This is a genomic window from Pokkaliibacter sp. MBI-7, from assembly GCF_029846635.1.
In the GTDB taxonomy this organism is placed as follows: Bacteria; Pseudomonadota; Gammaproteobacteria; order Pseudomonadales; family Balneatricaceae; genus Pokkaliibacter.
Map to the genome: position 1 here is coordinate 2927807 of NZ_JARVTG010000001.1, position 24694 is coordinate 2952500.

26 protein-coding genes (1 of these 26 only partly in view) are annotated in these 24694 nt (G+C 57.1%); 15 read left to right on the forward strand and 11 right to left on the reverse strand.

Features of this window, described 5'->3' with window-relative positions; translation table 11 throughout:
* Positions 1-32: 32 nt before the first annotated feature.
* Positions 33-1421, reverse strand: coding sequence for a PLP-dependent aminotransferase family protein (locus tag QCD60_RS13105; protein ID WP_279785990.1), 1389 nt, complete (start codon positions 1419-1421; stop codon positions 33-35).
* Between the two features lie 161 nt (positions 1422-1582).
* Here QCD60_RS13105 and QCD60_RS13110 point away from each other — a divergent pair, with 161 nt between their 5' ends.
* Genes QCD60_RS13110 through QCD60_RS13120 form a run of 3 tightly spaced genes read left to right on the forward strand, consistent with a single transcriptional unit; the run spans position 1583 to position 3559 of the window.
* Positions 1583-2212 (forward strand): LysE family translocator, encoded by a 630-nt coding sequence (locus tag QCD60_RS13110; protein ID WP_104152662.1) that lies wholly within the window; start codon positions 1583-1585, stop codon positions 2210-2212.
* A gap of 28 nt (positions 2213-2240) precedes the next feature.
* On the forward strand, positions 2241-2951 hold the full coding sequence (locus QCD60_RS13115) for an amino acid racemase (protein WP_279785993.1): 711 nt from the start codon (positions 2241-2243) through the stop codon (positions 2949-2951).
* On the forward strand, positions 2948-3559 hold the full coding sequence (locus tag QCD60_RS13120; protein WP_279785995.1) for a LysE family translocator: 612 nt from the start codon (positions 2948-2950) through the stop codon (positions 3557-3559). The genes QCD60_RS13115 and QCD60_RS13120 overlap by 4 nt, the downstream gene beginning before the upstream one ends.
* A gap of 98 nt (positions 3560-3657) precedes the next feature.
* Here the strand turns inward: QCD60_RS13120 and QCD60_RS13125 are convergent, their stop codons facing one another.
* The 3 genes from QCD60_RS13125 to QCD60_RS13135 all read right to left on the reverse strand — a co-directional run bounded on the left by QCD60_RS13125 (position 3658) and on the right by QCD60_RS13135 (position 7143).
* The gene (locus QCD60_RS13125; protein ID WP_279785997.1) at positions 3658-4977 is read right to left on the reverse strand and encodes an ammonium transporter; all 1320 of its coding nucleotides are present in this window, start codon (positions 4975-4977) and stop codon (positions 3658-3660) included.
* Between the two features lie 42 nt (positions 4978-5019).
* On the reverse strand, positions 5020-5358 hold the full coding sequence (gene glnK / locus QCD60_RS13130; RefSeq protein WP_279785999.1) for a P-II family nitrogen regulator: 339 nt from the start codon (positions 5356-5358) through the stop codon (positions 5020-5022).
* 555 nt (positions 5359-5913) lie between these two features.
* The gene (locus QCD60_RS13135) at positions 5914-7143 is read right to left on the reverse strand and encodes an aminotransferase class I/II-fold pyridoxal phosphate-dependent enzyme (RefSeq protein WP_279786001.1); all 1230 of its coding nucleotides are present in this window, start codon (positions 7141-7143) and stop codon (positions 5914-5916) included.
* A gap of 176 nt (positions 7144-7319) precedes the next feature.
* Between QCD60_RS13135 and QCD60_RS13140 the strand changes: the two genes are divergently transcribed.
* Entirely contained in the window at positions 7320-7814 is a 495-nt protein-coding gene (locus QCD60_RS13140; RefSeq protein WP_279786003.1) for an Lrp/AsnC family transcriptional regulator, read from the forward strand.
* Positions 7815-7898: 84 nt separating this feature from the next.
* Here QCD60_RS13140 and QCD60_RS13145 read toward each other — a convergent pair whose 3' ends face one another.
* The 3 genes from QCD60_RS13145 to QCD60_RS13155 form a co-directional block, all read right to left on the reverse strand.
* Positions 7899-9239, reverse strand: coding sequence for an MFS transporter (locus tag QCD60_RS13145; protein WP_104152654.1), 1341 nt, complete (start codon positions 9237-9239; stop codon positions 7899-7901).
* Between the two features lie 466 nt (positions 9240-9705).
* Entirely contained in the window at positions 9706-10674 is a 969-nt protein-coding gene (locus QCD60_RS13150; RefSeq protein ID WP_279786006.1) for a homoserine kinase, read from the reverse strand.
* 12 nt (positions 10675-10686) lie between these two features.
* Positions 10687-10959, reverse strand: coding sequence for a DUF2782 domain-containing protein (locus QCD60_RS13155; protein WP_279786008.1), 273 nt, complete (start codon positions 10957-10959; stop codon positions 10687-10689).
* 281 nt (positions 10960-11240) lie between these two features.
* Here QCD60_RS13155 and polA point away from each other — a divergent pair, with 281 nt between their 5' ends.
* Positions 11241-13979, forward strand: coding sequence for a DNA polymerase I (gene polA, locus QCD60_RS13160; RefSeq protein WP_279786010.1), 2739 nt, complete (start codon positions 11241-11243; stop codon positions 13977-13979).
* A 104-nt stretch (positions 13980-14083) separates the two neighbouring features.
* Here the strand turns inward: polA and yihA are convergent, their stop codons facing one another.
* On the reverse strand, positions 14084-14755 hold the full coding sequence (yihA, locus tag QCD60_RS13165) for a ribosome biogenesis GTP-binding protein YihA/YsxC (protein ID WP_104152650.1): 672 nt from the start codon (positions 14753-14755) through the stop codon (positions 14084-14086).
* 256 nt (positions 14756-15011) lie between these two features.
* On the opposite strand from yihA, the gene QCD60_RS13170 reads away from it, so the two are divergent.
* The 10 genes from QCD60_RS13170 to tatC all read left to right on the forward strand — a co-directional run bounded on the left by QCD60_RS13170 (position 15012) and on the right by tatC (position 22381).
* The gene (locus QCD60_RS13170) at positions 15012-15623 is read left to right on the forward strand and encodes a cytochrome c4 (protein WP_279786013.1); all 612 of its coding nucleotides are present in this window, start codon (positions 15012-15014) and stop codon (positions 15621-15623) included.
* Positions 15624-15812: 189 nt separating this feature from the next.
* Entirely contained in the window at positions 15813-16445 is a 633-nt protein-coding gene (locus QCD60_RS13175) for a thiol:disulfide interchange protein DsbA/DsbL (protein WP_104152648.1), read from the forward strand.
* A gap of 150 nt (positions 16446-16595) precedes the next feature.
* Positions 16596-17975, forward strand: coding sequence for a diguanylate cyclase (locus tag QCD60_RS13180; protein ID WP_279786017.1), 1380 nt, complete (start codon positions 16596-16598; stop codon positions 17973-17975).
* A 133-nt stretch (positions 17976-18108) separates the two neighbouring features.
* On the forward strand, positions 18109-19725 hold the full coding sequence (gene ubiB / locus QCD60_RS13185) for a ubiquinone biosynthesis regulatory protein kinase UbiB (RefSeq protein WP_279786019.1): 1617 nt from the start codon (positions 18109-18111) through the stop codon (positions 19723-19725).
* Between the two features lie 80 nt (positions 19726-19805).
* The gene (hisI, locus tag QCD60_RS13190; protein WP_279786021.1) at positions 19806-20204 is read left to right on the forward strand and encodes a phosphoribosyl-AMP cyclohydrolase; all 399 of its coding nucleotides are present in this window, start codon (positions 19806-19808) and stop codon (positions 20202-20204) included.
* Positions 20205-20252: 48 nt separating this feature from the next.
* Positions 20253-20588, forward strand: a complete 336-nt coding sequence (locus QCD60_RS13195; protein ID WP_279786023.1) for a phosphoribosyl-ATP diphosphatase — start codon at positions 20253-20255, stop codon at positions 20586-20588.
* A 1-nt stretch (position 20589) separates the two neighbouring features.
* The gene (locus tag QCD60_RS13200) at positions 20590-20946 is read left to right on the forward strand and encodes a histidine triad nucleotide-binding protein (RefSeq protein WP_279786025.1); all 357 of its coding nucleotides are present in this window, start codon (positions 20590-20592) and stop codon (positions 20944-20946) included.
* A 22-nt stretch (positions 20947-20968) separates the two neighbouring features.
* Entirely contained in the window at positions 20969-21211 is a 243-nt protein-coding gene (gene tatA, locus QCD60_RS13205; protein ID WP_104152642.1) for a Sec-independent protein translocase subunit TatA, read from the forward strand.
* Positions 21212-21219: 8 nt separating this feature from the next.
* Positions 21220-21591: a Sec-independent protein translocase protein TatB gene (tatB, locus tag QCD60_RS13210; RefSeq protein ID WP_279786028.1), complete on the forward strand. Its 372-nt coding sequence runs from the start codon at positions 21220-21222 to the stop codon at positions 21589-21591.
* Positions 21584-22381: a twin-arginine translocase subunit TatC gene (gene tatC / locus QCD60_RS13215; RefSeq protein ID WP_279786030.1), complete on the forward strand. Its 798-nt coding sequence runs from the start codon at positions 21584-21586 to the stop codon at positions 22379-22381. The genes tatB and tatC overlap by 8 nt, the downstream gene beginning before the upstream one ends.
* On the opposite strand, the gene QCD60_RS13220 is transcribed toward tatC, so the two are convergent.
* The 3 genes from QCD60_RS13220 to QCD60_RS13230 form a co-directional block, all read right to left on the reverse strand.
* The gene (locus QCD60_RS13220) at positions 22368-22760 is read right to left on the reverse strand and encodes a hypothetical protein (RefSeq protein ID WP_279786032.1); all 393 of its coding nucleotides are present in this window, start codon (positions 22758-22760) and stop codon (positions 22368-22370) included. The two genes, tatC and QCD60_RS13220, sit on opposite strands and share 14 nt — an antisense overlap.
* Positions 22761-22839: 79 nt before the next feature.
* Complete coding sequence (gene pntB, locus QCD60_RS13225) at positions 22840-24243, reverse strand: Re/Si-specific NAD(P)(+) transhydrogenase subunit beta (RefSeq protein WP_279786034.1); 1404 nt, start codon at positions 24241-24243, stop codon at positions 22840-22842.
* Positions 24244-24254: 11 nt separating this feature from the next.
* Positions 24255-24694: the 3' end of a Re/Si-specific NAD(P)(+) transhydrogenase subunit alpha gene (locus tag QCD60_RS13230; RefSeq protein ID WP_279786036.1), read on the reverse strand. It continues 1114 nt past the right edge of the window; only the last 440 of its 1554 coding nucleotides appear in the window; its start codon lies beyond the right edge, outside the window; its stop codon occupies positions 24255-24257.

Genomic DNA, 24694 nt, shown 5'->3' on the forward strand with positions numbered 1-24694 from the left:
GCATTTTGCTTTTTGGTCTGGCTTGCCGCGTCTCAGATCACCCCGGGCGCCAGATCGGGCCCGGCCTGCAACAATGCCTGCAGGCGCTGCAGGCCCGTTTCCAGCTCCGCCAGTGTGGCGGGATGACTGAGGGCCAGACGGATACCGTGCGGTGCTGGGTGGCGACCGACCACAAAGCTGTCGCTGCCTTTGATCTCGACCTGAGCGACCATGGCCTGCTGCACAAACTGGTGAGCCAGCCAGGGTTCAGGCAGCGGCAGCCAGGCGTGCTGGGCTCCGGCGCTGTGCTCCAGCTGCCAGCGGCCGAGATACTGCGCCGCCAGTTCACGGCGTTTGTGCATGGCATCCCGCTGACGCTGCAGCAACCTGACGGCTTCACCGTTCTCCAGCCACTGGCACACCACCGCTGTGAGCAACGGGCTGGTCATCCAGCAGTCGGCGCGGAACGCTTCCTTGACTCGCTCCAGCAGTGCATCCGGCACCACCAGACTGCCCACCCGGATGCCCCCGGACAGCGCCTTGGAGACACCACCAATATGCACTACCCGCTCAGGCAGCAGGGATGCCATGGTGGCGGGGCGCTGCTCAGGCAGCCAGCCGTTGATGTCGTCTTCAATCACCCACACGCCGTAACGTTCACAAATCGCCAGCAGTGCCTGCCGCCGTGCCAGGCTCTGGGTGCGGGTAGTGGGGTTTTGCAGTGTCGGAGTGCAGTACAGCAGCCGCGGGCGGCGCTCCCTGCATAGCTGCTCAAAGGCTTCCGGCTGAGGGCCTTCATGATCCATCGGTACAGCCTGTACCTTGAGACTGAGTTTGCGCGCGGTGATCAGCAGGCCGGGGTAGGTCAGCTCTTCGGTCAGGATCAGATCGCCCGGCTGGGTCATGGCCAGCAGTGACAGCATGATGCCGTGCTGGGCGCCGCTGGTCAGAAACAGGCGGGAAATATCCGGCTGCAGGTCGATACGCTGCAACCATTGCAGATAGCCCTCGCGGTGGGCAGGCAATCCTGCCTCTTCGTGATACTCCATCAGCTGGTCGAGGTCGTTGTGGCTGAACACCTGCTCCAGCGCCTGTCGCAACGGCCCGGCCCGCTCATCGGGGACCGGAATATTGATGCCCAGATTGGCCCAGCCTGCTTCACGGCGGCTGATCTTCCAGCTGGCCTGCGTCAGCTGCCCTTGCAGACGGACAAAGGTACCGCTGCCGACACGAGCTTCCAGCAGACCGCGACGCTCGGCTTCGGCGTAGGCGCGGGTGATGGTGCCGACCGTAACGCCGAGCCTGTCGGCCAGTGCCCGATGGGTAGGCAGGCGGGTGCCCACTGGCAGTGTGCCACTGGCAATATCCTGCTGCAGCGCATCGGCAATGGCCAGATAGCGTGGGCCGGTAAAGACACTTAGGTCTGGATTCCACATTGTCATGGTGACAATAAAACCGTTGACGGAAATTCAGGCGCTATTATGCTCTAAAAATCGAGACAATCAACGATTAATCAAAAATTGTATCGATACAAAGTGGCAGTGTCCCTATTCTGACTGCATTGTCACCCTGCTGATCATCTGTAGCGCTGTGAGAATCTATCATGTCCAGTTTGCCGTTGTTTTCATCTTCGCTGGCCAGTGACATCGGTTTGCCGTTGCTGACCTTTGCCTTCCTGACGGCCGGTACGCCCGGCCCCAACAATATGATGCTGACCGCCTCCGGTGCCCGCTTTGGCTGGCGCCGCACGGTGCCGCACATTTTTGGTATTTTCTGCGGACTGGCGGTGATGATCGCCCTGAGCGGGTTGGGGCTGGCGCAACTGTTTATCGTCTTCCCGGCCTGTCAGTGGCTGTTGAAGCTGGCAGGTGGCGCCTATCTGCTGTGGCTGTCTTACAAGTTATGGACGGCCAAAGCCGGCCACAGTGCCTTGCCCTTTCTTGACCGGCCGATGCGTCCTCACGAGGCGGCGCTGTTTCAGGGCGTCAATCCCAAGGCGTGGATGATGGCCACTACTATTATCAGTCTGTTTGCGGTCAAACCTGAGCAGACGCTGCAGGTGACGGTCATGGCGATTGCGGTGTTCTGCATGGTCGGCTGGGTAACGGGCAGTGCCTGGACCCTGCTCGGGCAGAGTATTCGTCACTGGTTGCAGGACCCCCGGCGAGAGCGCTGGTTCAATCGTGCGCTGGCGGTGCTGATGGCAGGCTGTGTGGCCTGGTTTATGAGTTGATGGCGCAGCAGACAAAGGAGTAAGGGCAATGCGGACACTGGGTATTTTGGGTGGCATGAGCTGGGAGTCGACGCAGGTCTACTATCAGGGCCTCAACCGTGGCGTGCGGGAAGCGCGTGGCGGCCTGAGTTCAGCTCCCCTGTTGTTGCACAGTCTGGAGTTCAGCCAGCTGGCAAGGTGGCAGCATGAGGGTAACTGGCAGGCCATTGCCACTGCGCTCGGACAGGCCGGGCAGGGGCTGCAGACGGCAGGTGCTCAGGCCCTGATGATTGCCACTAACACCATGCACAAGGTCGCTGACCAGGTGCAGTCGATGCTGGATATACCGCTGCTGCATATCGGGGATGCTATCGGTCAGCGTTTGCGGCAGCAGGGTATTGGCCGGGCAGCGCTGCTGGGTACCCGCTTCACCATGGAGGACGGCTTTTATCAGGCCTTCTTCAGTGAGCACTACGGTATTGAGCTATGTGTACCCACGCCATCAGAAAGGCAGGAAGTGCACCGCATCATCTTTGAAGAGCTGTGCCAGGGCGTGATGCTGGAAGAATCGCGTTATCGTCTGGATCGCTGTCTGGCCGAGCTGGCTGACAGCGGTGCCGAGATGGGCATTCTGGGGTGTACTGAACTGGGCCTGATTCTGCCCAAGTCAGCTTATCTGCCTTTGCTGGATACCACCGCAGCTCATATTCAGCAGGGGCTGGCCTTTATGCTGGATTCGCCCCGGGTAGCGCAATCATGAGCGGTATCTGGCTGGCCTGGGCGGCCTATCTGCTGCTCACTGCCAGCCCGGGGCCGAGCAATATGGCGATAGCGCTGCTGGCGATGCAGCGTGGGCGCGCGCAGGCGATGATCTTTGCTGCTGGCGTGATCAGTGGCTCGTTTTGCTGGGCGCTGCTCAGTGCGGGCGGGCTGGCGCAGGTATTACTGGCGCACGACACGCTGTTATTGCTGCTGCGTTATCTGGGCGCGGCCTATCTGCTGTGGCTGAGTGGCCGGGCAGTGCGCTCGCTGTGCAGTCGCAACAGGGACGTGGCTTCGCCGGTTCTGGCAGGGTCGGGATGGCGCTTGTTTGGGCGAGGATTACTGCTGCATCTGACCAATCCCAAGGCCGGATTCGGCTGGCTGGCGATTCTCACACTGGCACTACCTTCACTGACCGCACCGTCTCAGTTGCTGGTGGTACTGCTTGGCTGCGTGCTGCTGGCCATCGGTGTATTTGGTGGCTATGCCCTGTTGTTTTCCCGTCCACGGGCGCAGGCCGCCTACCAGCGCTGGCGCCGCAGCTGTGATGGTGCGCTGGCATTGGTCTGTGGGCTGGCGGGGGTGAGGTTACTCTTTACTCGCTGATATGCGTTTCGATCTGCACAAAAAACCACGCCCGGCATAGCCGGGCGTGGTTTTTATCTGGCTGACGGAGGGAAGGAAGCCTCCGTCTGTCATCAGGCTTACAGGTTGTAGCCGCGCTCGTTGTGCTCGGCCAGATCCAGACCCTGCGCCTCGGCTTCTTCGCTGACACGCAGACCCATCAGTGCATCCAGCACTTTCAGGATGATGAAGGTGATGATGGCGGTATACACCACGGTGAAGGCAACACCTTTCACCTGAATGAAGAACTGGGCAGCGATGTCTTCCACGGTACCGAAGCCACCCAGTGAAGGGGCCGCGAAGATACCGGTCAGCAGCGCACCGACGATACCGCCGATACCGTGCACACCGAAGGCATCCAGAGAGTCGTCATAACCCAGCGCGCGCTTCAGGGTGGTGGCAGAGAAGAAGCAGATCACGCCAGCCGCCAGACCGATGATCAGGGCGCCAACGGGGCCGGCAGTACCGGACGCCGGGGTAATGGCGACCAGACCGGCCACCACGCCTGAGGCGATACCCAGTGCGCTGGGCTTACCATGAGTAATCCACTCGGCAAACATCCAGCCCAGTGCCGCAGCGGCGGTAGCAATCTGAGTAACCAGCATCGCCATGCCGGTGGTGCCGCCTGCAGAAACCGCGGAACCGGCGTTGAAACCAAACCAGCCCACCCACAGCATGGCCGCGCCAGTCAGGGTGTAACCGAGGTTATGGGGAGCCATGGGAGTTGAGGGATAGCCTTTACGTTTACCCAGCACCAGCGCGGCCACCAGACCGGCAACACCGGCGTTGATGTGCACAACGGTACCACCGGCGAAGTCCAGTACACCCCAGTCCCACATCAGGCCACCGTCACCGCTCCATACCATGTGTGCGATGGGAGCATAAACAAAGGTGAACCACAGGCCGGAAAACACCAGCATGGCAGAGAACTTCATCCGCTCGGCGAAGGCACCGACGATCAGGGCGGGGGTGATAATGGCGAACGTCATCTGGAAGGTGATGAACACACTTTCCGGAATGGTGCCGGTCAGGCTGTCAGTGGTCAGGCCGCTGAGGAAGGCTTTGCTCAGGCTGCCGAAGAAGGAGTTGAAGTTGGTCACGCCCTTTTCCATGCCATCGGTATCGAAGGCCAGACTGTAGCCGTACAGCATCCACAAAATGCTGATCAGGCCGGTGATGGCGAAACACTGCATCATCACGGAAAGGACGTTCTTGGCGCGTACCATGCCACCGTAGAACAGCGCCAGACCGGGGATGGTCATCATCAGCACCAGCGCAGTGGAGGTCAGCATCCAGGCGGTATCACCGCTGTTGGCTGTGGGGGTATCGGCAGCCATCGACAGGCTGGGAAGGAGCAAGGCAGCTAAGGCGCCTAGCCCGGCGACTTTACGCAGAGTCATGGTGGATCTCCTGGGCAATTGCGTCATGGAAGAGGTCATGGATCAAAGGGCGTCTGGGCCGTTTTCCGCGGTACGAATACGGATGGCTTGCTCCAGATTAACGACAAACACTTTGCCGTCGCCGATCTTGCCGGTATGAGCTGCCTGACAGATGGTCTCCAGCACGCTGTCGAGCAGGGTGTCGTCGACGGCAATTTCCAGCTTGATTTTGGGCAGGAAGTCGACCACGTATTCGGCTCCCCGATAGAGCTCGGTATGTCCTTTCTGTCGGCCAAAGCCTTTGACTTCGGTGACCGTCAGGCCCTGAATGCCAATGTTGGACAGGGCTTCGCGGACATCGTCAAGCTTGAACGGCTTGATGATCGCCGTAACCAGTTTCATGGGAATCCTCCCGGGTTCATGAGGCTGGATTAGCCGGGTGTGGCGGCCTGTACTCCCTGGTCGCGGCACCCACTCCTTCGTGCATGGTCAGTGTCCCTGTCGAGTCTTGCAGACTGATGACTCAGTTGCAGCGATCGATTGGGTAAGGATGATGAACGACCGTTATTTGCAGAGCGCTCACATCATCGGTGCACGTTATCAGAGGTATAGCAGAAACCTTGCCATGTCGGTGCAGGCCACGAACGGCGTGTGCTGCCGCGTTTTTTACGGGGGTCGGTGAAAAACCGGTAGCACGAAAACGGGGCGTTGCTCTGGTTTGCAGTGATTTGTTTTGGTGCGAATGGGCAGGCGTTGACGCGGACGGACAGGCTGTATTGTTGCGTTTTGTAATGACCTGTCCGCAGAAGCGATCTCGCTGCTGCGCTTTGTGCATGGAAGTAGTACGAAGTCATGAGCGATTGAGGGGGGGCATAGCGGGTTGCACCATCACAGTGCCAGACCGTTGCGCTGTCTGACACTGTTGTGCTGTTTGGCACTGTTGCTCTGGGGGCGCCGTTACACTGCCAGACGCTGCAACACCTGGGTCAGGTCGGCAATAAGGTCTTCCGGTGCCTCTAGGCCAATAGACAGACGGAAGATGCCCTGACCGGCATAGCGCAGATAATCATCACGATCTGTGCCGGGCAGACCGAAGGTCGAGGCCATCATCTCCTCGGTATCCAGCAACACCACAATGCTGCGCTGATGACCAAGGGAGAAAGCGTAGTGCATGACCTGCAGATGATCTGCCAGCAGACGGGCGCAGGCCTGTGGATCGGCGACCTGAAACGTCAGCATGGCGCCGAAACTGCGCATCTGCTGACAGGCCAGCGCATGTTGAGGATGGCTGGGCAGACCCGGATAGCAGACCCGCATTACCGCCGGGTGCTGCTCAAGGAAGGTCGCCACTTTCATGGCGGAACCGGCGGCAGTGCGGATGCGCGGGTAGAGGGTGTCGATGCCGCGCATAATTTGCCAGGCATTCTGCGCCGACAGTGAAGCGCCGAAGTAGACGCCAGCGCGGGCGCGAATGCGGGCGATCAGGGCCTTGCTACCGGCAACACAGCCGCCCAGCGCGTCGCCATGACCGTTCATGAATTTGGTCAGGGAATGAATGGTCAGATCCGCTCCCAGCTCGGTAGGGCGTGTCGCGACCGGTGTGGCCAGTGTGGAGTCGACCGACAGCAGGGCGCCATGGGCATGGGCCAGTTCGGCCAGCGCAGCGATATCACACAGACGCAGCAGCGGGTTGCAGGGGGATTCGGCATGCAGCAGGCGGGTATTGGGGCGAATGGCTGCCGCCACTTCATCCAGCCGCGACAGGTTGACCGCCGTTACCTCAATGCCGTAGTCGGGCAGAATGCGGCGGGCCAGTTCGTTGGCTCCGGCATAGCAGACATCGCTGATCAGCAGGTGATCACCGGCCTTGAGAAAGGTAAAGAATGTCGCGGCGATGGCGGCCAGACCGGTCGCCGTGGCCACGGCAGCGGGGCAGTGCTCCAGTGCCGCGACCCGCTGTTCCAGCTGGCAGACGGTCGGATTGGTCCAGCGTGCATAGAGAAAGGGCAGGTCAGTCAGGTCTTCCACCCCTTCGGCGGAAAAGGCACCGTCACCGGGTTTGAGGGTGTTGTTGACCGACATGGAGATATTGGGGGCGATAGCATGGGTACTGGGATCGATGATCAGGCCGCCGTCCAGTGCCAGGGTTTCGTCATGCCATTGGAAAGGGGTGGACGGGGTACTCATGATTGCCAGCTCCGTATCGCGTGGGGAAATGCTGCTAGCTTAGGCCTTTGCCTTGCGGCTGAGCGGTAATAGAAGGCAGTCGTGAGCGGAAAGACTGCGCCAGTCCGTATCTTTATGCACAATGGGTGCATTGGCATGCTTCAGTCTGAAACGCGGCCAGATTATCCGGGGGGGAGATGAACGATAACGCTATCGATGAGCTGGACCGGCAGATTCTGCAACGGGTGCAGCAGGATTGTCTGCTCAAGAGTGAGGTGATTGCCGCAGAGATCGGGCTGTCGGCTTCGGCAGTACAGCGGCGGTTGAAACGCCTGCGTCAGCAGGGCGTGATCCGGGCCGAAGTGGCGGTGCTGGATAATCGTCAGCTGGACCGTCTGATGACCTTTATTGCCGGGCTGGAAATCGAGCGGGAGAACTATTCGGCGATGGACCGGCTGCGTCGCTGGGCAGATCAGCAACCCGCCATTCAGCAGCTTTACTATGTCACCGGTGCGGTGGATCTGGTGGCCATCATTCTGGCCCGTGATGTCGAAGAGTATGACCACCTCACTGCCGAGATCATGGCCAATAACCCGGAAATCCGACGTATTACCACCAATGTGGTGCTGAACAGCCTGAAAACCGGCAGCCAGCTACCGATAGCGGGTCTGTCCGGAGAGAAGGCCGGTTGAGCGAGCTGTCTGTCACAGACGCGGCAGAACATGCGGAGATAAAAAAGCCCGGTCAGCTGACCGGGCTCGGGAACAAAAAGGTTATCAGCCTGCTGCGGTCGTGGCCAGCACCGGCTGTTCACTTTTGCTGATGCTCAGGTAGAGGCCCAGAACCAGCCCCAGTACACCCAGTCCGGCGATGTAGTAGGTGGGTGCCAGCGGGTTGCTCTTCAGCAGCAGGGTCACTGCCATGGGCGTCATGCCGCCGAAAATGGCGTAGGCCACGTTGTAGGAGAACGACAGGCCAGTAAAGCGCACCGCAGCAGGGAAGGATTTCACCGCAACGGCCGGTACCACGCCGGTCAGGCCAACAAAGAAGCCGACAATCACATACAGGCCGATCAGATGAGTGGCATCGTGCAGGACGGTGGAGAAGAACACCCAGTAGCTGATACCCATCCCGGCACTCCAGATGGCCAGAATCGGGCCGCTGCCAAAACGATCAGCCAGCGCGCCAGACACCAGACAGCCGACGATAACGGCGATGATGGCCAGACTGTTGGCGATCAGGGTGGTCTGGGCACTGAGGCCTGCCAGCTTCTGCAGCAGGGTGGGCGTCATCAGGATGGTGACAACGACGGCGCCGGTCAGAATCCAGGTCGCCAGCATGGAGACAATGATGCCGCCCTTGTGGTTACGCAGGATGGTTTTCAGCGGCAGTTCTTCCGCCAGCGTCTTCATTTCCTGCATTTCGGTAAAAATGGGGGTTTCATGCAACCAGCGGCGCAGGTACATGGTGACAAAGCCCAGTACACCGCCCAGCAGGAAGGGAATGCGCCAGCCAAATGCGGCCAGCTCTTCGGCGTTGTAGACGGCATTGATAATGGTGGCGACCACTGAGCCGAGCAGAATACCGGCGACCAGACCGGCAGACAGGGTGCCGCAGGCAAAGTTGGTGTGGCGGGCAGGAACGTGCTCGGTGACGAATACCCAGGCGCCGGGCGCTTCGCCACCGATGGCGGCACCTTGCAGCATACGTAGCAGCAGCAGGGCAATGGGTGCCCAGATACCAATGCTTTCATAGGTCGGCAGCAGACCCATGGCCAGCGTCGGGCAGGCCATCAGCATGATGCTGAACATGAACATTTTCTTCCGGCCGAGCAGGTCGCCGAAGTGGGCCATGATCACGCCACCCAGCGGGCGGGCAATATAGCCTGCAGCGAAGATGCCAAACGTCTGCACCTGACGCAGCCAGTCGGGCATGTCAGCGGGGAAGAACAGTTTGCCGACGACGGCGGCAAAGAACACGAAAATCACGAAGTCATAGAATTCCAGGGCACCGCCAAGAGCGGAGAGTGACAACGTTTTGGCATCCTGCCGGGTAAGAGCGCGCGGGGTGGCTGGGGCGGAGGCATACTGGCCCGCAGCACGGCTTGGCTTGTTCATTTAATGCTCGCAGATCACAAGAACACGGATGATGTTTCAGTTCACAGGGTGGCAGCAAAACAGACCGGAGGGTTTATTGTTGTAGGTCGCCATACGTCGGTATGGTCGCCTGTTCATGAGGATCCCAGATCAGTCGGGATAATCAGCGGATAGTAAGCGGCGAATAGGTTTTATGGCCTGCACACATTCTCACTGAAGCAGGGTTACCTGCATTTCCTGACCAGCTGGGCAGCCTTTGATGGCTGACTGTTTCTGTCGGGCATCAATTATGCCTAAAGTTCTGCAATTGTATACGGTGAGACTGAATCCTGGCCGCTAAGGCAGGAATGGCATGTACAGGAAGTGTGATTGGGCGGACTCAGGCGGCATGTCTTCAGCCACAAGCTGACCGCTGGGTAGGTGACGCAGAGACGAAAACGCCAGTCTGCGTGCGGCAGACTGGCGTGGGCAACGGTGCGACTGGCTGCTAAACGGGCAGCTGATCAAGCCGTTCGACGCGGGCGCGCAGAATATCGCGGAAGTCGTCGGGATTTTTCATATAGCTGCCATCCGGATTGATCTGCTCCAGCCGCGACAGCCAGAAACGCATGGCGGCGGTCTGCAGCATCAGCGGCCAGACTTTCCGCTCATCGTCGGTGAACGGGCGCTCAGCCGCATAGGCTCTGAGCAGGGCGTCGAGCATATCAGCATGCCAGTGGCCGCCGCCGGCACTGCACCAGTCGTTGGCAACAATGGCCAGATCGTACAGCCAGTAACTGTTGCTGGCATTGTAGATGTCGATGATGGCGGTCATCTCGCCTTCATGAAACAGGGCATTGTCGTGGAACAGGTCACCGTGGATCACGCCTTGCGGCAGGGACAGTTCGGCACGCTTTTCCTGCTCCAGCAGCTGATCGAAGGCTGCGACGGTCTGCAGCATCAGCTCTGCATCAGCAGCACTGAGCTGACGGGCCCGAATTGCTGACTCACGACGCCACCAGTACACCCCACGATGGGCCTGACGGGTCATGAAGAAATCAGCACCGGCCTTGTGGAAACGCGCCAGATAACCACCAATCACCGCACAGAATTCTGTAGTCAGCTCACCACGTTGCAGGTGCTGACCGAGAAAGCGCGGCAGAATCAGGGCCGGGCGGCGATTGAGTACATGCAGCGCGATACCATTGCGATCCTGATAGGGCGCGGGCACCGGGATGCCGGCCTTGGCCAGCCAGGTAGTGAGTTCGACAAAAAAGGGCATTTCCTCTTCGCGCACATCTTCAAACAGGGTCAGCACATACTCAGTATGCTGGCCCTGTTCATCGACAAGGGTGACAAAGAAGTTGGTGTTTTCCACACCGCCAGCGATGCCTTCCAGCTTGACCGCTTTACCGAGGTCAAACGGGGCAAGGAATTGTTCCAGTTCTGCAAATGTGACGGGGGTAAAAACAGCCATGCCTGCTTCCGCTTACCACTGAAAAATAACCCATTGAGGAATACGCAGGCGTGAGTGATCGCTTTCGACCATGCCTTTGCCCTCGACCGGGACCAGATAATAGGGTTTACCGTTCTTCGGCACCACTTTGATTTCTACTACGGCACCATTCACCCGGTATTCATAGAAGGTTTTGTCTTCCTGATGGGAGATGATGATCTGTGGTTCGTTATCGTCTTCTGCCAGTGCCGGAAGTGAGGGCAATGCGGTCAGGGCCAGCAGCCCCGCCATGATCCAGTTACGCATAATTCCTTCCTCGTGAGTGAGGCGGGTAATTGGCCGCCTTTCCTTTTGTCCCTGTCAGGGATTGCTTATGATGTGGACCTTGTTCACGCAACACCGCTTCCCGTTACTGCGTTTGTCACAGTAATGGCATGCTGAGCTGCCAGTAGCCTCGTGGCTGTTCAGCACACGATGTGGCTGTCTGGCGCCTCAAAAGCTACAGCAAGTCTTATGCCGGTGCGTGATTTTCAACGGGGAGTACGTTTTACCGTTGCCCCTTTATGTTTTCTACGGAAGGCCTGTACATGACTGACACCGAGCACAAAGCGCCGCTTATTCTAGTGGATGGCTCTTCTTATTTATACCGGGCCTATCATGCACTACCACCGCTGACCAACAAGGCAGGTCAGCCCACCGGTGCCATCAAGGGCGTACTGAGCATGCTCAGATCATTACGTCAGGCCTATCCTGATTCTTTAACCGTGGTGGTCTTCGATGCCAAGGGCAAGACCTTCCGCGATGATCTTTATCCTGAATACAAGGCACACCGGCCGCCGATGCCCGATGACCTGCGCAGCCAGATCGAGCCTTTGCATCAGGCCATTCGCGCGCTGGGCTACCCGTTGCTGGCGATCAGTGGGGTGGAAGCCGATGACGTGATCGGCACCCTGGCCACTCAGGCCTGGCGGCAGCAGCAGCCCACCGTGATTTCTACCGGTGATAAGGATATGGCGCAGCTGGTCAACGAGCATGTGACGCTGGTCAACACCATGACCGATACCACGATGGATATCGAAGGGGTCAAAGAAAAGTTCGGTGTGGCCCCGGATCGAATCATCGACTATCTGGCACTCATGGGTGACAAGGTCGACAACGTCCCCGGTGTCCCCAGTGTCGGCCCGAAAACGGCGGTAAAGTGGCTGAGCGAGTTTGGCTCTCTTGAGCAGATTGTGGCTCAGGCTGACAGCATCAAGGGCAAAGTGGGCGAGAAGCTGCGCGAGTTTGCTGATCAGCTGCCCCTGTCCAAACAGCTGGTCACCATTCGCTGTGATGTGGAGTTGCCCCAGCCGCTGACGGAGCTGGTCATGCTGGAGCCGGAGGTGGAGTTGCTCAAGTCGATGTATGCCGAGCTGGAGTTCCGTGGCTGGCAGAAGGAGCTGGAGCAGGGCAAGGCGATAGCACTGCCGGAAAGCGCTGTCGACAGCCCGGCAACGGCCATGCCCAGCTTCCCTGCGGAAGTGCAGTATCACACGGTGCTGGATGAGACTACGCTGGACAGCTTGCTGACCAGGCTGGCTGCAGCGGAGGTGTTTGCCTTCGATACCGAAACCACTTCACTCAATTACATGGAAGCCGAGCTGGTGGGGCTGTCGTTTGCCATCACGCCCGGTGAAGCGGCCTATGTACCGCTGGCACATGATTATCTCGGTGCGCCGGATCAGCTGGACCGGCACACTGTGCTGGCCAAATTAAAGCCGTTGCTGGAAGACGCCAGCAAGGCCAAGGTCGGGCAGCATCTGAAGTACGACATGAGCGTGCTGGATCGCTATGGCATTGCCCTGCGCGGCATTGTGGATGACACCATGCTGGCTTCCTATGTGCTCAACAGCACGGCCACCCGTCACAATATGGACGAGCTGGCCAGCTTCTATCTGGAATATCAGACCACCTCCTTCGAGGATATCGCCGGTAAGGGCATCAAACAGCTGACCTTCAATCAGATCGAGATGGAGAAAGCGGCTCCCTACGCCTGCGAGGATGCCGACATTACCTTGCGGCTGCATCAGGTGCTGCAGAGCAAGCTGGCGGGCGTACCTGCTCTCAAGACCCTGCTGACTGAGCTGGAATTACCGCTGGCGCCGATCCTGTCGGCGATTGAACGCACCGGTGCGCTGGTGGATGAAAAGCGCCTGCATCAGCAGAGCGAGCAGCTGGCCAAACGACTGCAGGAGCTGGAGCGTGAAGCCCATGACATGGCGGGTGAACCGTTTAATCTCGGCTCCACCAAACAGCTGGGTGAAATCCTGTATGGCCGCATGAATCTGCCGGTGCTGAAGAAGACTCCCAAGGGGCAGCCTTCCACCGCCGAGGAAGTGCTGGTCGAGCTGGCGCTGGATTACCCGCTGCCCAAGCTGATTCTGGAGCATCGCAGTCTCAGCAAACTGAAGTCGACCTATACCGACAAGCTGCCGGAGATGATCAATCCCCGCACCGGACGGGTACATACGTCCTATCATCAGGCCGTCACGGCGACCGGGCGACTGTCATCGTCTGATCCCAACCTGCAGAACATTCCTATCCGCAGTGAAGAAGGGCGGCGTATTCGTCAGGCCTTTGTTGCCCCTCAGGGCTACAAGCTGATGGCGGCGGACTATTCGCAGATTGAGCTGCGCATCATGGCGCACCTGTCGGATGATGCAGGCCTGCTGGCGGCCTTTGCCCATGGTGATGATATTCACAAGGCCACTGCCGCCGAAGTGTTTGGTGTCGGTCTGGAGCAGGTCAGTGCGGATCAGCGTCGCAGCGCCAAGGCCATTAACTTCGGCCTGATCTACGGCATGTCAGCCTTTGGTCTGGCCAAGCAGCTGGGTATTGGCCGGAATGATGCCCAGCTTTACATCGACCGCTACTTTGCGCGCTATCCCGGCGTGAAAGACTACATGAACCGCACCCGCTCCGAAGCGGCTGAGCGTGGTTATGTCGAGACGCTGTTTGGGCGTCGCCTATATCTGCCGGAAATCAAATCCAGCAATGCTATGCGTCGCCAGGGCGCGGAGCGTACTGCCATTAACGCGCCTATGCAGGGCACCGCTGCCGACATCATCAAACGCGCCATGCTGCAGGTGAATGCGTGGCTGCAGGCCTCCGGGCTGGATGCACGCATCATCATGCAGGTACACGACGAACTGGTGCTGGAGGTCAGGGAAGAGCAGGTCGACGCTGTGAAAGCGGGTCTGCAGCAGGCCATGTCCGCGGCGGCGGAGCTGAAGGTACCGTTGCTGGTGGAAGTCGGCGTGGGGGATAACTGGGACGAAGCCCACTAATGATCCTGATTCGGCATCGTTACTGTGCCGGATAAAACAAAGGGGCTGATGATTCAGCCCCTTCTCGTCTCTGTACCGGGCGCCCTTTGGGGCGCCGTGCAGTGTCATTCGGTAGCGACAGTCTCTGCTTCGCTGCTTTCTTCCAGCGGGCCCAGCAACCAGTTGTCCAGCTGCAGTGCCAGCTGCTCCACACCGGTTTTCTTCAGGGATGAGAACACCTGAATGGTCAGCAGGTCTCCCATGCGCTCACCCAGTTCACGTCGCAGTTTGGCCAGCAGTGACATGGCCGGGCCACGGTTTACCTTGTCGGCCTTGGTCAGCAGGATGTGCAGAGGCATCTGTGCATCGACACACCAGTCGACCAGAATCTGGTCAAACTCGGTCATCGGGTGACGAATGTCCATCAACAGCACCAGACCTTTCAGGCTTTGCCGGTCAGCCAGGTAGTCGCTGATATGAGCCTGCCAGTCCAGCTTCATCGCCACCGGCACCTTGGCATAGCCGTAGCCGGGCAAATCCACCAGAAACAGCGGAGCAGCCTCAGGGCCCTGTGGGTTCTTCAGGCCGAAAAAGTTGATCAGCTGAGTACGGCCTGGGGTTTTGGAGGTGCGGGCCAGTTTGCTTTGCTGGGTCAGCGCATTGATAGCGCTGGACTTGCCTGCATTGGAGCGCCCGGCAAAGGCTACTTCAGCACACTGGTCGGTCGGGCACTGGCTGACCTTGGCGGCGCTGATGGTGTAGCGGGCAGTGTGATAATTGACGCGAGAAGAATACATAGATTTGATCGAACTCAAGCTGGCCGCGGAATGCCGGGGCTAAGTCATTCCAGTTAGTAGGGGCATTAACTATAATGCCGAAATTTTCCGGTTGCTGACAGGCAGCCAGCAAAGTACAGGGCATATTACCTCATTTGTCCTGTTCTGGCCCGAAAATGGCGATTACTTGGCGTTATTTGAAAGGCTTCGCTATAACTTCTGAACAAGTGGATTTAGCTAATAAAGACACAAACTTCCGCAAGGAACGGATTGGTCCATGAATAAACTACTGATTAGCTTGTTGATGAGTGCGGGTATTGCTGGTGTGGCGCATGCTGACGGTGATGCCAAGGCAGGACAGCCACTGACTGCGATCTGCGCCGCCTGCCACGGTGCTGACGGCAACTCCATGGCGCCGAACTTCCCCAAACTGGCGGGCCAGGGCGAGGAGTACCTGCTCAAGCAGATAACGGACATCAAGGCTGGTACCCGGCAGGTGCCTGAGATGACGGGGTTGCTCAACAACCTGAGTGATCAGGATATGGCCAATGTCGCTGCCTATTTTGCTTCGCAGAAGGTCGCTCCGGGCGCTGCCAAGCCTGAGCTGGCTGAGCTGGGAGCCACTATTTATATCGCCGGCATTGCCGACAAGGGTGTCCCCGCCTGCCAGGCGTGCCATTCACCAACGGGGTCCGGCAATACACTGGCCAGGTTCCCACATCTCGGTGGCCAGCATGCCACTTATACCGAAACCCAGCTGAAGAACTTCCGGATCGGTGCACGCAATAATGACCCGAGCATGATGATGCGGGATGTGGCAGCGCGCATGAGTGATGCGGAAATCGCTGCTGTCGCCAGTTACATTCAGGGCTTGCGACCAGCAGAATAAGCTTGAAACATTTGCATAAGGCAGCCTCGCGCTGCCTTTTTGTATTATGGCCCTTCGCCTGGGGCCGGAACTTCCGCAAAGGATGCTGGTCTCAGCATTCAATGGTGATAGCATGCGGCTTCGCCATACTCTCTTGACGCCAGGCCTGCTCAGGGTACTGCCACGAATTATCGAGATCGGAGATCGCTTATGTTGAAAGCAGTGAAAGCTGTCCTTGTCGCTCTGTGCCTGTTGCCACTGGCTGCCATGGCGGACGAGACGTTCGAGGCCGGTAAGGACTACCGCGAACTGACCACGCCCATGCACACGGCTGATCCCAGCAAAATCGAAGTCATCGAATTTTTTAGCTACGGCTGCCCTCACTGCAATGCGTTCGACCCGATGATCACGCCCTGGAGCAAGCAGCTGGGTGATGATGTGCAGTTCGAGCATGTCCCCGTGGTATTCCACAAGTCCTGGGACCCGCTGGCCCGTGCTTACTATGTGACCACTGAAATGGGTGTGGAGGACAAGGTTCACACAGCGATTTTCAACGCGATTCATGTGCAGAAAGAAAATCTGTTTACCGAAGACAACATGGTCGACTTCATGGGCAAGCAGGGGCTGGATAAAGAGGCCTTCCGCAAAATGTATGAGTCCTTTGCCACCGACATGCGTCTGAAAAAAGGCGACAGTCTGCTGCGTGGTTATGGTGTCAACGGGGTACCGGCGCTGGTGGTAAACGGTAAATATGTGATCGAGCCCACGGGCGATGATGCGTTCAACAAGATGTTGAAGACAGCGGACTTCCTGATCGCCAAAGAGCGCGCAGCCAAGAACTGATTTTCCCGTCCTTGATGGATGTCAGGGATATGCGTATCCCTGGCATCTTTGCTTGAATACAGTCTTGTTTAAATCCAGTAAGCTTTCCCCTATTGCTGGGATTCTACCTATACTCTCCCAACCAAGCGGGCGTAACTGGGAAGGTGTGCTTTGAGCAACACGGAACAAGACTGGAAAAGTCGTTATTACGATCTGCTCTCTGAGCTCAATGAGATGGAGTTGGGTGCAGAGAAAAAGCTACAGCTGTTCACCATGCTGGTCCGTAAACTTGCCCAGCGTCTGGCGATGCAGCAGCGTCAATCCACCCTTTGGGATGCCCTGCTCAAATCGTTGCAGGATGTGCCCGATGCCCCTGCTCTTGAGGCCTGGCTGGAAAAGGTCGACGCACCTCTGGCCATGCACCTTGCTGATGAAGAACCACTGGCTGTTGCTGCCCCTGCTCCGACGTTGAGCAATGGGCAGGACGTATATGAGCGTCTGCGTCAGTGGCTGCTGGAGCAGGTTCAGCCGGTGATGTCTGAGCTGAAAGAGCATCCCAGTCTGGCGGATCTGCTTGAGCAGCTGCAGCAGCAGGACTCTCCTGATCTGCTGGAAAAGACGCTGCAGAACCTGCTGCTGGTGCTGTTTGAGCAGTTGGGACGTCAGAATGAAGAGCTGGTCGATTACCTCAAAGATCTCAACAAACATCTGCAGGTCGTGCAGCGTTTTGTCGATAGTGCCCGGGTTCATCAGAATGAGTCGGAGCAAGACGTATCAGCGTTCACCGAGCTGATGCAGAACAACATGGGCAATCTGCGTGAGCATGTGCGTCAGGCTGAATCACTGGAGTGGCTGAAAAGGCAAGTCGACGGTCGCCTGCAGGAGCTGCACAGCCACGTCGAAGATTATCGTGTGGCGCAGGATCAGCGTGCTGAAGTATGGAAGGCACGTTATCAGGAAATGCAACTGCGGATGAAACGCCTGAGTACTGAGCATCAGCGCCTGCAGGAGCAGGTGGAAGTGCAGCAGCAGCGTATGCAAACCGATGCTCTGACGGGGCTGCCGAACCGGGTGGCCTACGAGTTACGCATGCAGCAACTGTTGCTGGCAGCGCATCAGAATGGCCAGCCTTTTGCCTTGCTGGTGGCGGATCTGGATCATTTCAAAACCATTAATGATCAGTATGGCCATCTTGCGGGTGACAAGGTGCTGAAGGTGATTGCCAAAACCCTGCGATCCCAGCTGCGTCGTGAAGACATGCTGGCCAGGATCGGAGGTGAAGAGTTTGTCTTCCTGTTGCCCGGGTTGTCTGTGGCCAATGCGGCACAGGTGGCTGAGAAGATCCGGGTGGCGGCGAGTAGTACCGGTTTCCATTTCCGTGGTTCACGCGTACAGATATCCCTGTCTGTAGGGGTGGCCACACATCGCAGCAGCGATACCGCTACCCAGCTGTTCGAGCGCGCCGATCAGGCGCTTTATAAGGCCAAACGCAGTGGTCGCAATCAGGTCTGTGTCGAGTCAGGCACAGACAAGCCCGCCCGTAGCAGGTAGAATCTGCCCGTCTTTCTTCACGAGCCTGTCGTGTCTTGCCAGTGACAAACGCCTAACCCGTTGAATCACTTTTCTTTTCAGGCTGTCTGCGGTCTGTCCCTGGCACACTCTACCCTTTAAGGAACCGGCCCAGGTGATACGTTTACTGCGCATTTTTACGATTATCCGGGTGATCGCCCAGTATCGGCTGGATGACTTTATCCCTCTTCCCCATCTGCCCTGGTATATGAAGCTGGGGATATGGATGCTGCCATGGCGCTGGTACCAGAACGAATTGCCACGCGGTGAGCGCCTGCGCTGTGCGCTGGAGGAGTTGGGGCCGGTATTCGTCAAATTCGGTCAGGTGCTGTCCACCCGCCGTGATCTGTTGCCCAATGACATTGCCGACGAGCTGCAGAAGCTGCAGGACCGGGTGCCACCTTTTCCCGGGGATCAGGCACTGCGCATTATCGAAGCCTCCCTTGGCCATGCCATCAGTGAGGTCTTCACTTCTCTGGATATCAAACCACTGGCCTCGGCATCCATCGCGCAGGTACATGCTGCGGTACTGCATACCGGTGAGCAGGTTGTGGTAAAGGTCACCCGCCCGGGCATCGCCAGCGTTATTCGTAAGGATGTGGCGCTGATGATGGCCATGGCGCGCATGGTGGCGCGTTTTTCCAGCGATGGTCGGCGTCTGCGGCCGGTGGAAGTGGTGCGTGACTATGAGCGTACGCTGTTTGATGAGCTGGATTTGCAGCGTGAGGCGGCCAATGCAGCCGAAATCAGGCGCAACTTCGACAACTCAGAAAGCCTCTATGTACCGCAGATTTACTGGGAATATACCCGTAAACACATCATGGTGATGGAGCGCATCAGCGGCATTCCGGTGGCTGACATCGCCGCCTTGCGTGATCAGGGCATCGACTTTCGCAAGTTGGCCGAGCGCGGGGTGGAGATCTTTTTCACGCAGGTGTTCCGCGATAACTTCTTTCATGCCGACATGCATCCGGGCAATATTTTTGTATCCCGCGAGCATCCGCATAATCCTCAGTACATTGCCATTGACTTCGGTATCGTCGGCTCACTGACGCCAGAGGATCAGCAATATCTTGCGCGTAACCTGCTGGCCTTCTTCAAACGGGACTATCGCCAGGTAGCGCAGCTGCATGTGGATTCCGGTTGGGTGCCTGCCCATACGCCCGTGCACGATTTTGAGGCGGCGATACGCACCGTTTGTGAGCCGATTTTCCAGAAGCCACTGAAGGATATTTCCTTCGGCCATGTTCTGCTGGGGTTATTTCAGACCGCGCGCCGTTTCAATATGGAAGTGCAGCCACAGCTGGTTCTGCTGGAAAAAACCTTGCTGAATATTGAAGGCCTGGGCCGCCAGCTTTATCCCGAGCTGGATTTGTGGGCGACCGCCAAACCCTTCCTGGAAAACTGGATGAAGGAGCGTGTCGGGATCAAAGGCCTGTACAAACGCAGCCGCAAGGAACTCCCTGACTTGCTGGATCAGTTGCCCCATTTGCCGCAACTGACCCTGGATGCGCTGCAACAGGTACGACGTCTGGAGCAGACCATGAAAGAGGCGTCTGCTGTATCCACTGGTCAGCGGCCACCGTTGCGTATCGGACAAAAAATCGGTGTTGCGGGCATTGCTATAGCGGCCGTCACCCTGTGGCAGGGAGGCTGGCAATGGTTGCAGCAGGGGCCAGCCTCCGCCTGGCTGGTACTGGCTCTGGGCTTGGCACTGTTGTGGCAGAAGTAACTAAATAGTCTGAGTGGCAATGATACGGCCTGCTGGAACTGAGCACCGGTATCAGGGTCAAAGCATGCGAGAGGTGCATCATGAGTGACGAGTGGTTGAAGCAGGTTAAATGGAACGAGGACGGTTTGGTGCCTGCCATTGCCCAAGATGTGCATTCGGGTCAGGTACTGATGATGGCCTGGATGAATCCGGAGTCGCTGGCTCTGACCGTCGCTGAAAAGCGTGCTATCTACTGGTCACGTTCACGGCAGAAGCTGTGGCGTAAAGGCGAGGATTCCGGTCATGTGCAGCACCTGCATGATTTACGGCTGGATTGTGACGGTGACTGCATTCTGATGAAGGTTGAGCAGGTGGGTGGCATTGCCTGTCATACAGGGCGCCAGCATTGTTTCTTCTATGCGCTGCAAGATGAGCAGTGGCAGGCCGTCGATGAGGTCCTGAAGGATCCTCACGCCATCTATAGCAAGGCGGGCGAATAATCACATTCGCTGGCATGGAAAGTGAATAGCTTACTAAGTGGAATGACTATGAACGACATCCTCAAGCAGCTTGATGAGGTGCTGGAAGCGCGGAAAGGCGCACCTGCTGACCAGTCTTACGTTTCTTCCCTGCATCACAAGGGATTGAACAAGATTCTGGAGAAGGTAGGTGAGGAAGCGACGGAGACCATTATCGCTGCCAAGGATGCCAAACTGTCCGGTGATACGGCGGAGGTGGTCTATGAGACGGCGGATCTGTGGTTCCATTCTCTGGTGATGCTGTCACATCTGGGCGTGTCATCCGAAGCGGTGTTGCAGGAGCTGGCCCGACGCTTCAACCTTTCCGGCCTGACTGAAAAGGCGCAGCGTACTCAGGGCGACTGAGATGACCAACGGCGGGCTGGAGACAGAGTGGCAGCATGATAGCTGCCCTTTCTGCGCCATTGCCAAGGGGGTGGCCCCGGCGACCATCGTCTATCAGGATGATGAGGTTTTGGCCTTCAGGGACCGGAATCCAAGGGCGCCTGTTCATATTCTTGTCATACCCCGACGGCATATTGCCAACCTTTATGAGATCAGCGAAGATGACCAGCACCTTTTAGGGCATCTGATGCGGACTCTGCCGGTCATCGCCCGCTCCCAAGGGCTGATGCAAGGCTTTAAAACACAGATCAATTCAGGCAGCGCAGGAGGACAGGAAGTATTCCATCTCCATGTGCATCTGACAGGTGCCCCTGCCTGAGTCCAACTAACGGAGCGCAGTAATGCTTAGTGGTATCAGTATTTGGCAACTCATCATCATCCTCGGTATCGTCGTTCTGTTGTTCGGAACCAAGAAACTGCGCAATATCGGCTCTGACCTGGGCAACGCTGTCAAAGGCTTCAAAAAGGCCATCAACGACGGCGATCAGGAAAAGACTGACTCTTCCCGCCTGACTCACAAGGATGCTGACTTCAGCCAATCCGCTGATCTGAGCAAAACCAAAGATCAACACAAGGACGCCTAAGAGCCTTCATGTTCGATATCGGTTTTACTGAACTGCTCGTTGTGGGAGTGGTGGCCCTGTTGGTGCTGGGGCCAGAGCGACTCCCTGTAGCAGCCCGTACTGCCGGACTCTGGATCGGACGTATCAAGCGTATGGTTCAGAATGTCCAACGGGAAATCAACGAAGAGCTGCGTGTAGAAGAAATGCGTCAGCAGGCGGAAAAAAACCGTGAACATCTGGCCAAGTTCCAGCAAGACTTGGCCGGGATGTCCAAGCCGGATGCTGCAGTGGCTGAACCTGTCACAGCGACAACACCTCCAGCCACTCCCTCCGATTCATCCGCCTCTTCCACTGCAGCCCCCTCCGATTCCAGCAAAGTGACTGCAACCAAACATGACTGATCCCAATCAGAGCGCCTCTGGCGAGATGCCGCTGATCTCCCATCTGGTGGAGCTGCGTAATCGCCTGTTGAGAGTCGTGGCAGTGGTTCTGGTGATCTTCCTCTGCCTGTTCTATTTCGCTAACGATCTCTATCACTATGTTTCGGCACCCCTGCGCGATATGTTGCCTCCGGGCTCCAGCATGATCGCAACTGAGGTTGCCTCTACCTTTCTGGCTCCTTTCAAGCTGACTCTGGTGCTATCAATACTGGTCGCAATGCCTTTCATCCTGCATCAGGCGTGGGCTTTTATATCCCCGGGGCTGTATCAGAGTGAGAAGCGGATCGCACTGCCATTACTGGTGTCCAGTATTCTGCTGTTTTATGCCGGTATGGCGTTTGCCTACTATGTAGTTTTCCCCCTTCTGTTTGCCTTCTTTACGACCACAGGCCCTGCCGACGTGGCGGTAATGACGGATATCAACAGCTACCTCGACTTTGTCCTGAAGCTGTTTTTTGCCTTCGGTGTGGTGTTTGAGATCCCGGTGGCCATCATTCTGCTGGTCAGTTCCGGTATTGTGACACCAGCGGATCTTGCTGCTAAACGTCCATACATCATTGTGGGCTGCTTCGTGGTAGGTATGTTGCTGACTCCGCCGGATGTCATGTCACAAACCCTGCTGGCGGTGCCGATGTGGATGCTCTATGAAGTGGGTCTGGCGTTTGGCCGCATGATCAAGGTCAAACAGAAAGAGGACGATGAAGAGGAAGTTGTCGATGAGGACAGCAATTCCTCCCCTAATCCGCAGTAAGATATATCCCTGACAAAAACGCCGCTCCTTGCGGCGTTTTTGCTTTATGGCGCTGGTGGTTCCGGCTGTAGTGTTCTGGAAGCCAGAAGCCAGAAGCCAGAAGCCAGAAGCCAGAAGCCAGAAGCCAGAAGCCAGAAGCCAGAAGCCAGAAGCCAGAAGCCAGAAGCCAGAAGCCAGAAGCCAGAAGCCAGAAGCCAGAAGCCAGAAGCCAGAAGCCAGAAGCCAGAAGCCAGAAGCCAGAAGCCAGAAGCCAGAAGCCAGAAGCCAGAAGCCAGAAGCCAGAAGCCAGAAGCCAGAAGCCAGAAGCCAGAAGCCAGAAGCCAGAAGCCAGAAGCCAGAAGCCAGAAACTATGATGCGTACGCCTGGCGGTATAAACACTGCATATGAATAGACAGGGCAAAAGTTGCAAACAAAAAAGGCGACCCTGGGGCCGCCTAAGAAGGGCAACGTTTAACGATCAGGCAGCAAGATGCTTGAAGATTTCTTCCAGGCTGCTGGTCGCATCACCGAACAACATACGGGTGTTATCGCGGTAGAAGAGGGGGTTATCTACCCCGGCATAGCCAGAGGCCATGCTGCGCTTCAGAACGATAGTTGTTTTGCCGTGCCAGGGCTCAAGAACAGGCATGCCGGCAATCGGGCTATCGGGTACTTCCTGAGCAGCCGGGTTAACGATATCGTTGGCGCCAATGACGATTGATACATCTACCTTGCTGAAGTCATCGTTGATTTCCTCCATCTCGTGCACGATGTCGTAAGGTACCCGTGCTTCCGCCAGCAGTACGTTCATATGCCCCGGCATACGGCCAGCGACGGGATGGATACCGAAACGGACATTGATACCTTTATCTCTCAGACTCTTGGTGATCTGGAACACGATGTGCTGTGCTTGGGCTACCGCCATGCCATATCCAGGAATGATGACGACTTCTTTTGCATTGACCAGCAGACCCGCTGACTCTTCAGGGTTAATCGCTTGAATATCTTCCTCGCTACCTGCAGGACCGCTGGCCGCCGCGCTGCTTGCGGTTGTCCCAAAGCCACCGGCAATAACATTGAAGAATTTTCGGTTCATGGCACGGCACATGATGTAGCTCAGGATGGCGCCTGATGAGCCGACCAGAGCACCGATGACGATCAGCAGGTCGTTGGAAAGCATGAAGCCTGTCGCGGCTGCAGCCCAGCCCGAGTAGCTGTTCAGCATGGAAACAACAACCGGCATATCGGCACCGCCAATGGCCATGACCATGTGTACGCCGAATGCCAGCGCCACCAGCGTCATGATAATCAGTGCGGAGGTGCCGCTACCCTGCGCTGAAGCCGATACAAAGCTAAAGCATTGCCACAGGGCGATGACCAGTAATGCCAGGTTCAGCAGATGGCGGTTTGGTAATAGCAGGGGACGGCCGCCCACTTTGCCACTTAACTTCAGGTAGGCAACGATGGAGCCAGAGAAGGTCATGGCGCCTATCAATATGCCCAGATAAGTTTCCACAGCATGGATGGACTGCTCGGCACCTTGCAGTGACGTGTCATGCCCGAGAAAGTTGGCATATCCGACAACCACAGCTGCGAGTCCCACCAATGAATGGAGAATAGCTACCAGTTCTGGCATTTGGGTCATGGCGACCTTTTTGGCCAGAGTAATACCAATAGCTGCACCAATTACAATACTGGCAATTAATATAAAGTAATTGTCGCTGACAATTCCTATTACAGTGGCAATTAGCGCAATGGCCATGCCAATCATGCCGTAATAATTACCACGACGTGCTGTTTCCTGATGACTCAATCCGCCGAGAGAGAGAATAAATAGAACTGTTGCGCCTAAATAAGCCGCATTGACCATAGTATGTGACATTTATCTATCCCTTATTTACGGAACATTGCCAGCATGCGCTGAGTGACAGCAAAACCGCCGAAGATATTGATGCTGGTAAGCAGCACAGCAATCGCAGCAAAAAACACTACCCAGCCTGAAGGTGCTGATATTTGTAGCAAGGCACCAATGATGATGATGCTGCTGATGGCATTGGTCACACTCATGAGAGGGGTGTGCAGTGAAGGTGTAACGTTCCAGATCACCATGTAGCCAACAAAGCACGACAGGATGAACACGGTAAAGTGCCCCATGAAGGATGCCGGAGCGGTCATGCCTAATAATAGGAAGACCAGAGCGCCGGCAATCAGCCACAAAGGTGAGCTGTGCTTATGCTCTTTCTTTTCTTCCTTCCTGGGAGCTTTGCTGATACTGGGCTTGGCTGCGGCGGGCTTGGCCGATATTTTGGGAGCTGGTGGCGGAAAAGTAATCT

Bases quoted from the DNA above. Each gene is read 5' to 3' on its own strand.
- QCD60_RS13105 (WP_279785990.1), bottom strand. From the start codon at position 1,421: ATGACAATGTGGAATCCAGACCTAAGTGTCTTTACCGGCCCACGCTAT.
- QCD60_RS13110 (WP_104152662.1), top strand. From the start codon at position 1,583: ATGTCCAGTTTGCCGTTGTTTTCATCTTCGCTGGCCAGTGACATCGGT.
- QCD60_RS13115 (WP_279785993.1), top strand. From the start codon at position 2,241: ATGCGGACACTGGGTATTTTGGGTGGCATGAGCTGGGAGTCGACGCAG.
- QCD60_RS13120 (WP_279785995.1), top strand. From the start codon at position 2,948: ATGAGCGGTATCTGGCTGGCCTGGGCGGCCTATCTGCTGCTCACTGCC.
- QCD60_RS13125 (WP_279785997.1), bottom strand. From the start codon at position 4,977: ATGACTCTGCGTAAAGTCGCCGGGCTAGGCGCCTTAGCTGCCTTGCTC.
- glnK (WP_279785999.1), bottom strand. From the start codon at position 5,358: ATGAAACTGGTTACGGCGATCATCAAGCCGTTCAAGCTTGACGATGTC.
- QCD60_RS13135 (WP_279786001.1), bottom strand. From the start codon at position 7,143: ATGAGTACCCCGTCCACCCCTTTCCAATGGCATGACGAAACCCTGGCA.
- QCD60_RS13140 (WP_279786003.1), top strand. From the start codon at position 7,320: ATGAACGATAACGCTATCGATGAGCTGGACCGGCAGATTCTGCAACGG.
- QCD60_RS13145 (WP_104152654.1), bottom strand. From the start codon at position 9,239: ATGAACAAGCCAAGCCGTGCTGCGGGCCAGTATGCCTCCGCCCCAGCC.
- QCD60_RS13150 (WP_279786006.1), bottom strand. From the start codon at position 10,674: ATGGCTGTTTTTACCCCCGTCACATTTGCAGAACTGGAACAATTCCTT.
- QCD60_RS13155 (WP_279786008.1), bottom strand. From the start codon at position 10,959: ATGCGTAACTGGATCATGGCGGGGCTGCTGGCCCTGACCGCATTGCCC.
- polA (WP_279786010.1), top strand. From the start codon at position 11,241: ATGACTGACACCGAGCACAAAGCGCCGCTTATTCTAGTGGATGGCTCT.
- yihA (WP_104152650.1), bottom strand. From the start codon at position 14,755: ATGTATTCTTCTCGCGTCAATTATCACACTGCCCGCTACACCATCAGC.
- QCD60_RS13170 (WP_279786013.1), top strand. From the start codon at position 15,012: ATGAATAAACTACTGATTAGCTTGTTGATGAGTGCGGGTATTGCTGGT.
- QCD60_RS13175 (WP_104152648.1), top strand. From the start codon at position 15,813: ATGTTGAAAGCAGTGAAAGCTGTCCTTGTCGCTCTGTGCCTGTTGCCA.
- hisI (WP_279786021.1), top strand. From the start codon at position 19,806: ATGAGTGACGAGTGGTTGAAGCAGGTTAAATGGAACGAGGACGGTTTG.
- QCD60_RS13195 (WP_279786023.1), top strand. From the start codon at position 20,253: ATGAACGACATCCTCAAGCAGCTTGATGAGGTGCTGGAAGCGCGGAAA.
- QCD60_RS13200 (WP_279786025.1), top strand. From the start codon at position 20,590: ATGACCAACGGCGGGCTGGAGACAGAGTGGCAGCATGATAGCTGCCCT.
- tatA (WP_104152642.1), top strand. From the start codon at position 20,969: ATGCTTAGTGGTATCAGTATTTGGCAACTCATCATCATCCTCGGTATC.
- tatB (WP_279786028.1), top strand. From the start codon at position 21,220: ATGTTCGATATCGGTTTTACTGAACTGCTCGTTGTGGGAGTGGTGGCC.
- tatC (WP_279786030.1), top strand. From the start codon at position 21,584: ATGACTGATCCCAATCAGAGCGCCTCTGGCGAGATGCCGCTGATCTCC.
- pntB (WP_279786034.1), bottom strand. From the start codon at position 24,243: ATGTCACATACTATGGTCAATGCGGCTTATTTAGGCGCAACAGTTCTA.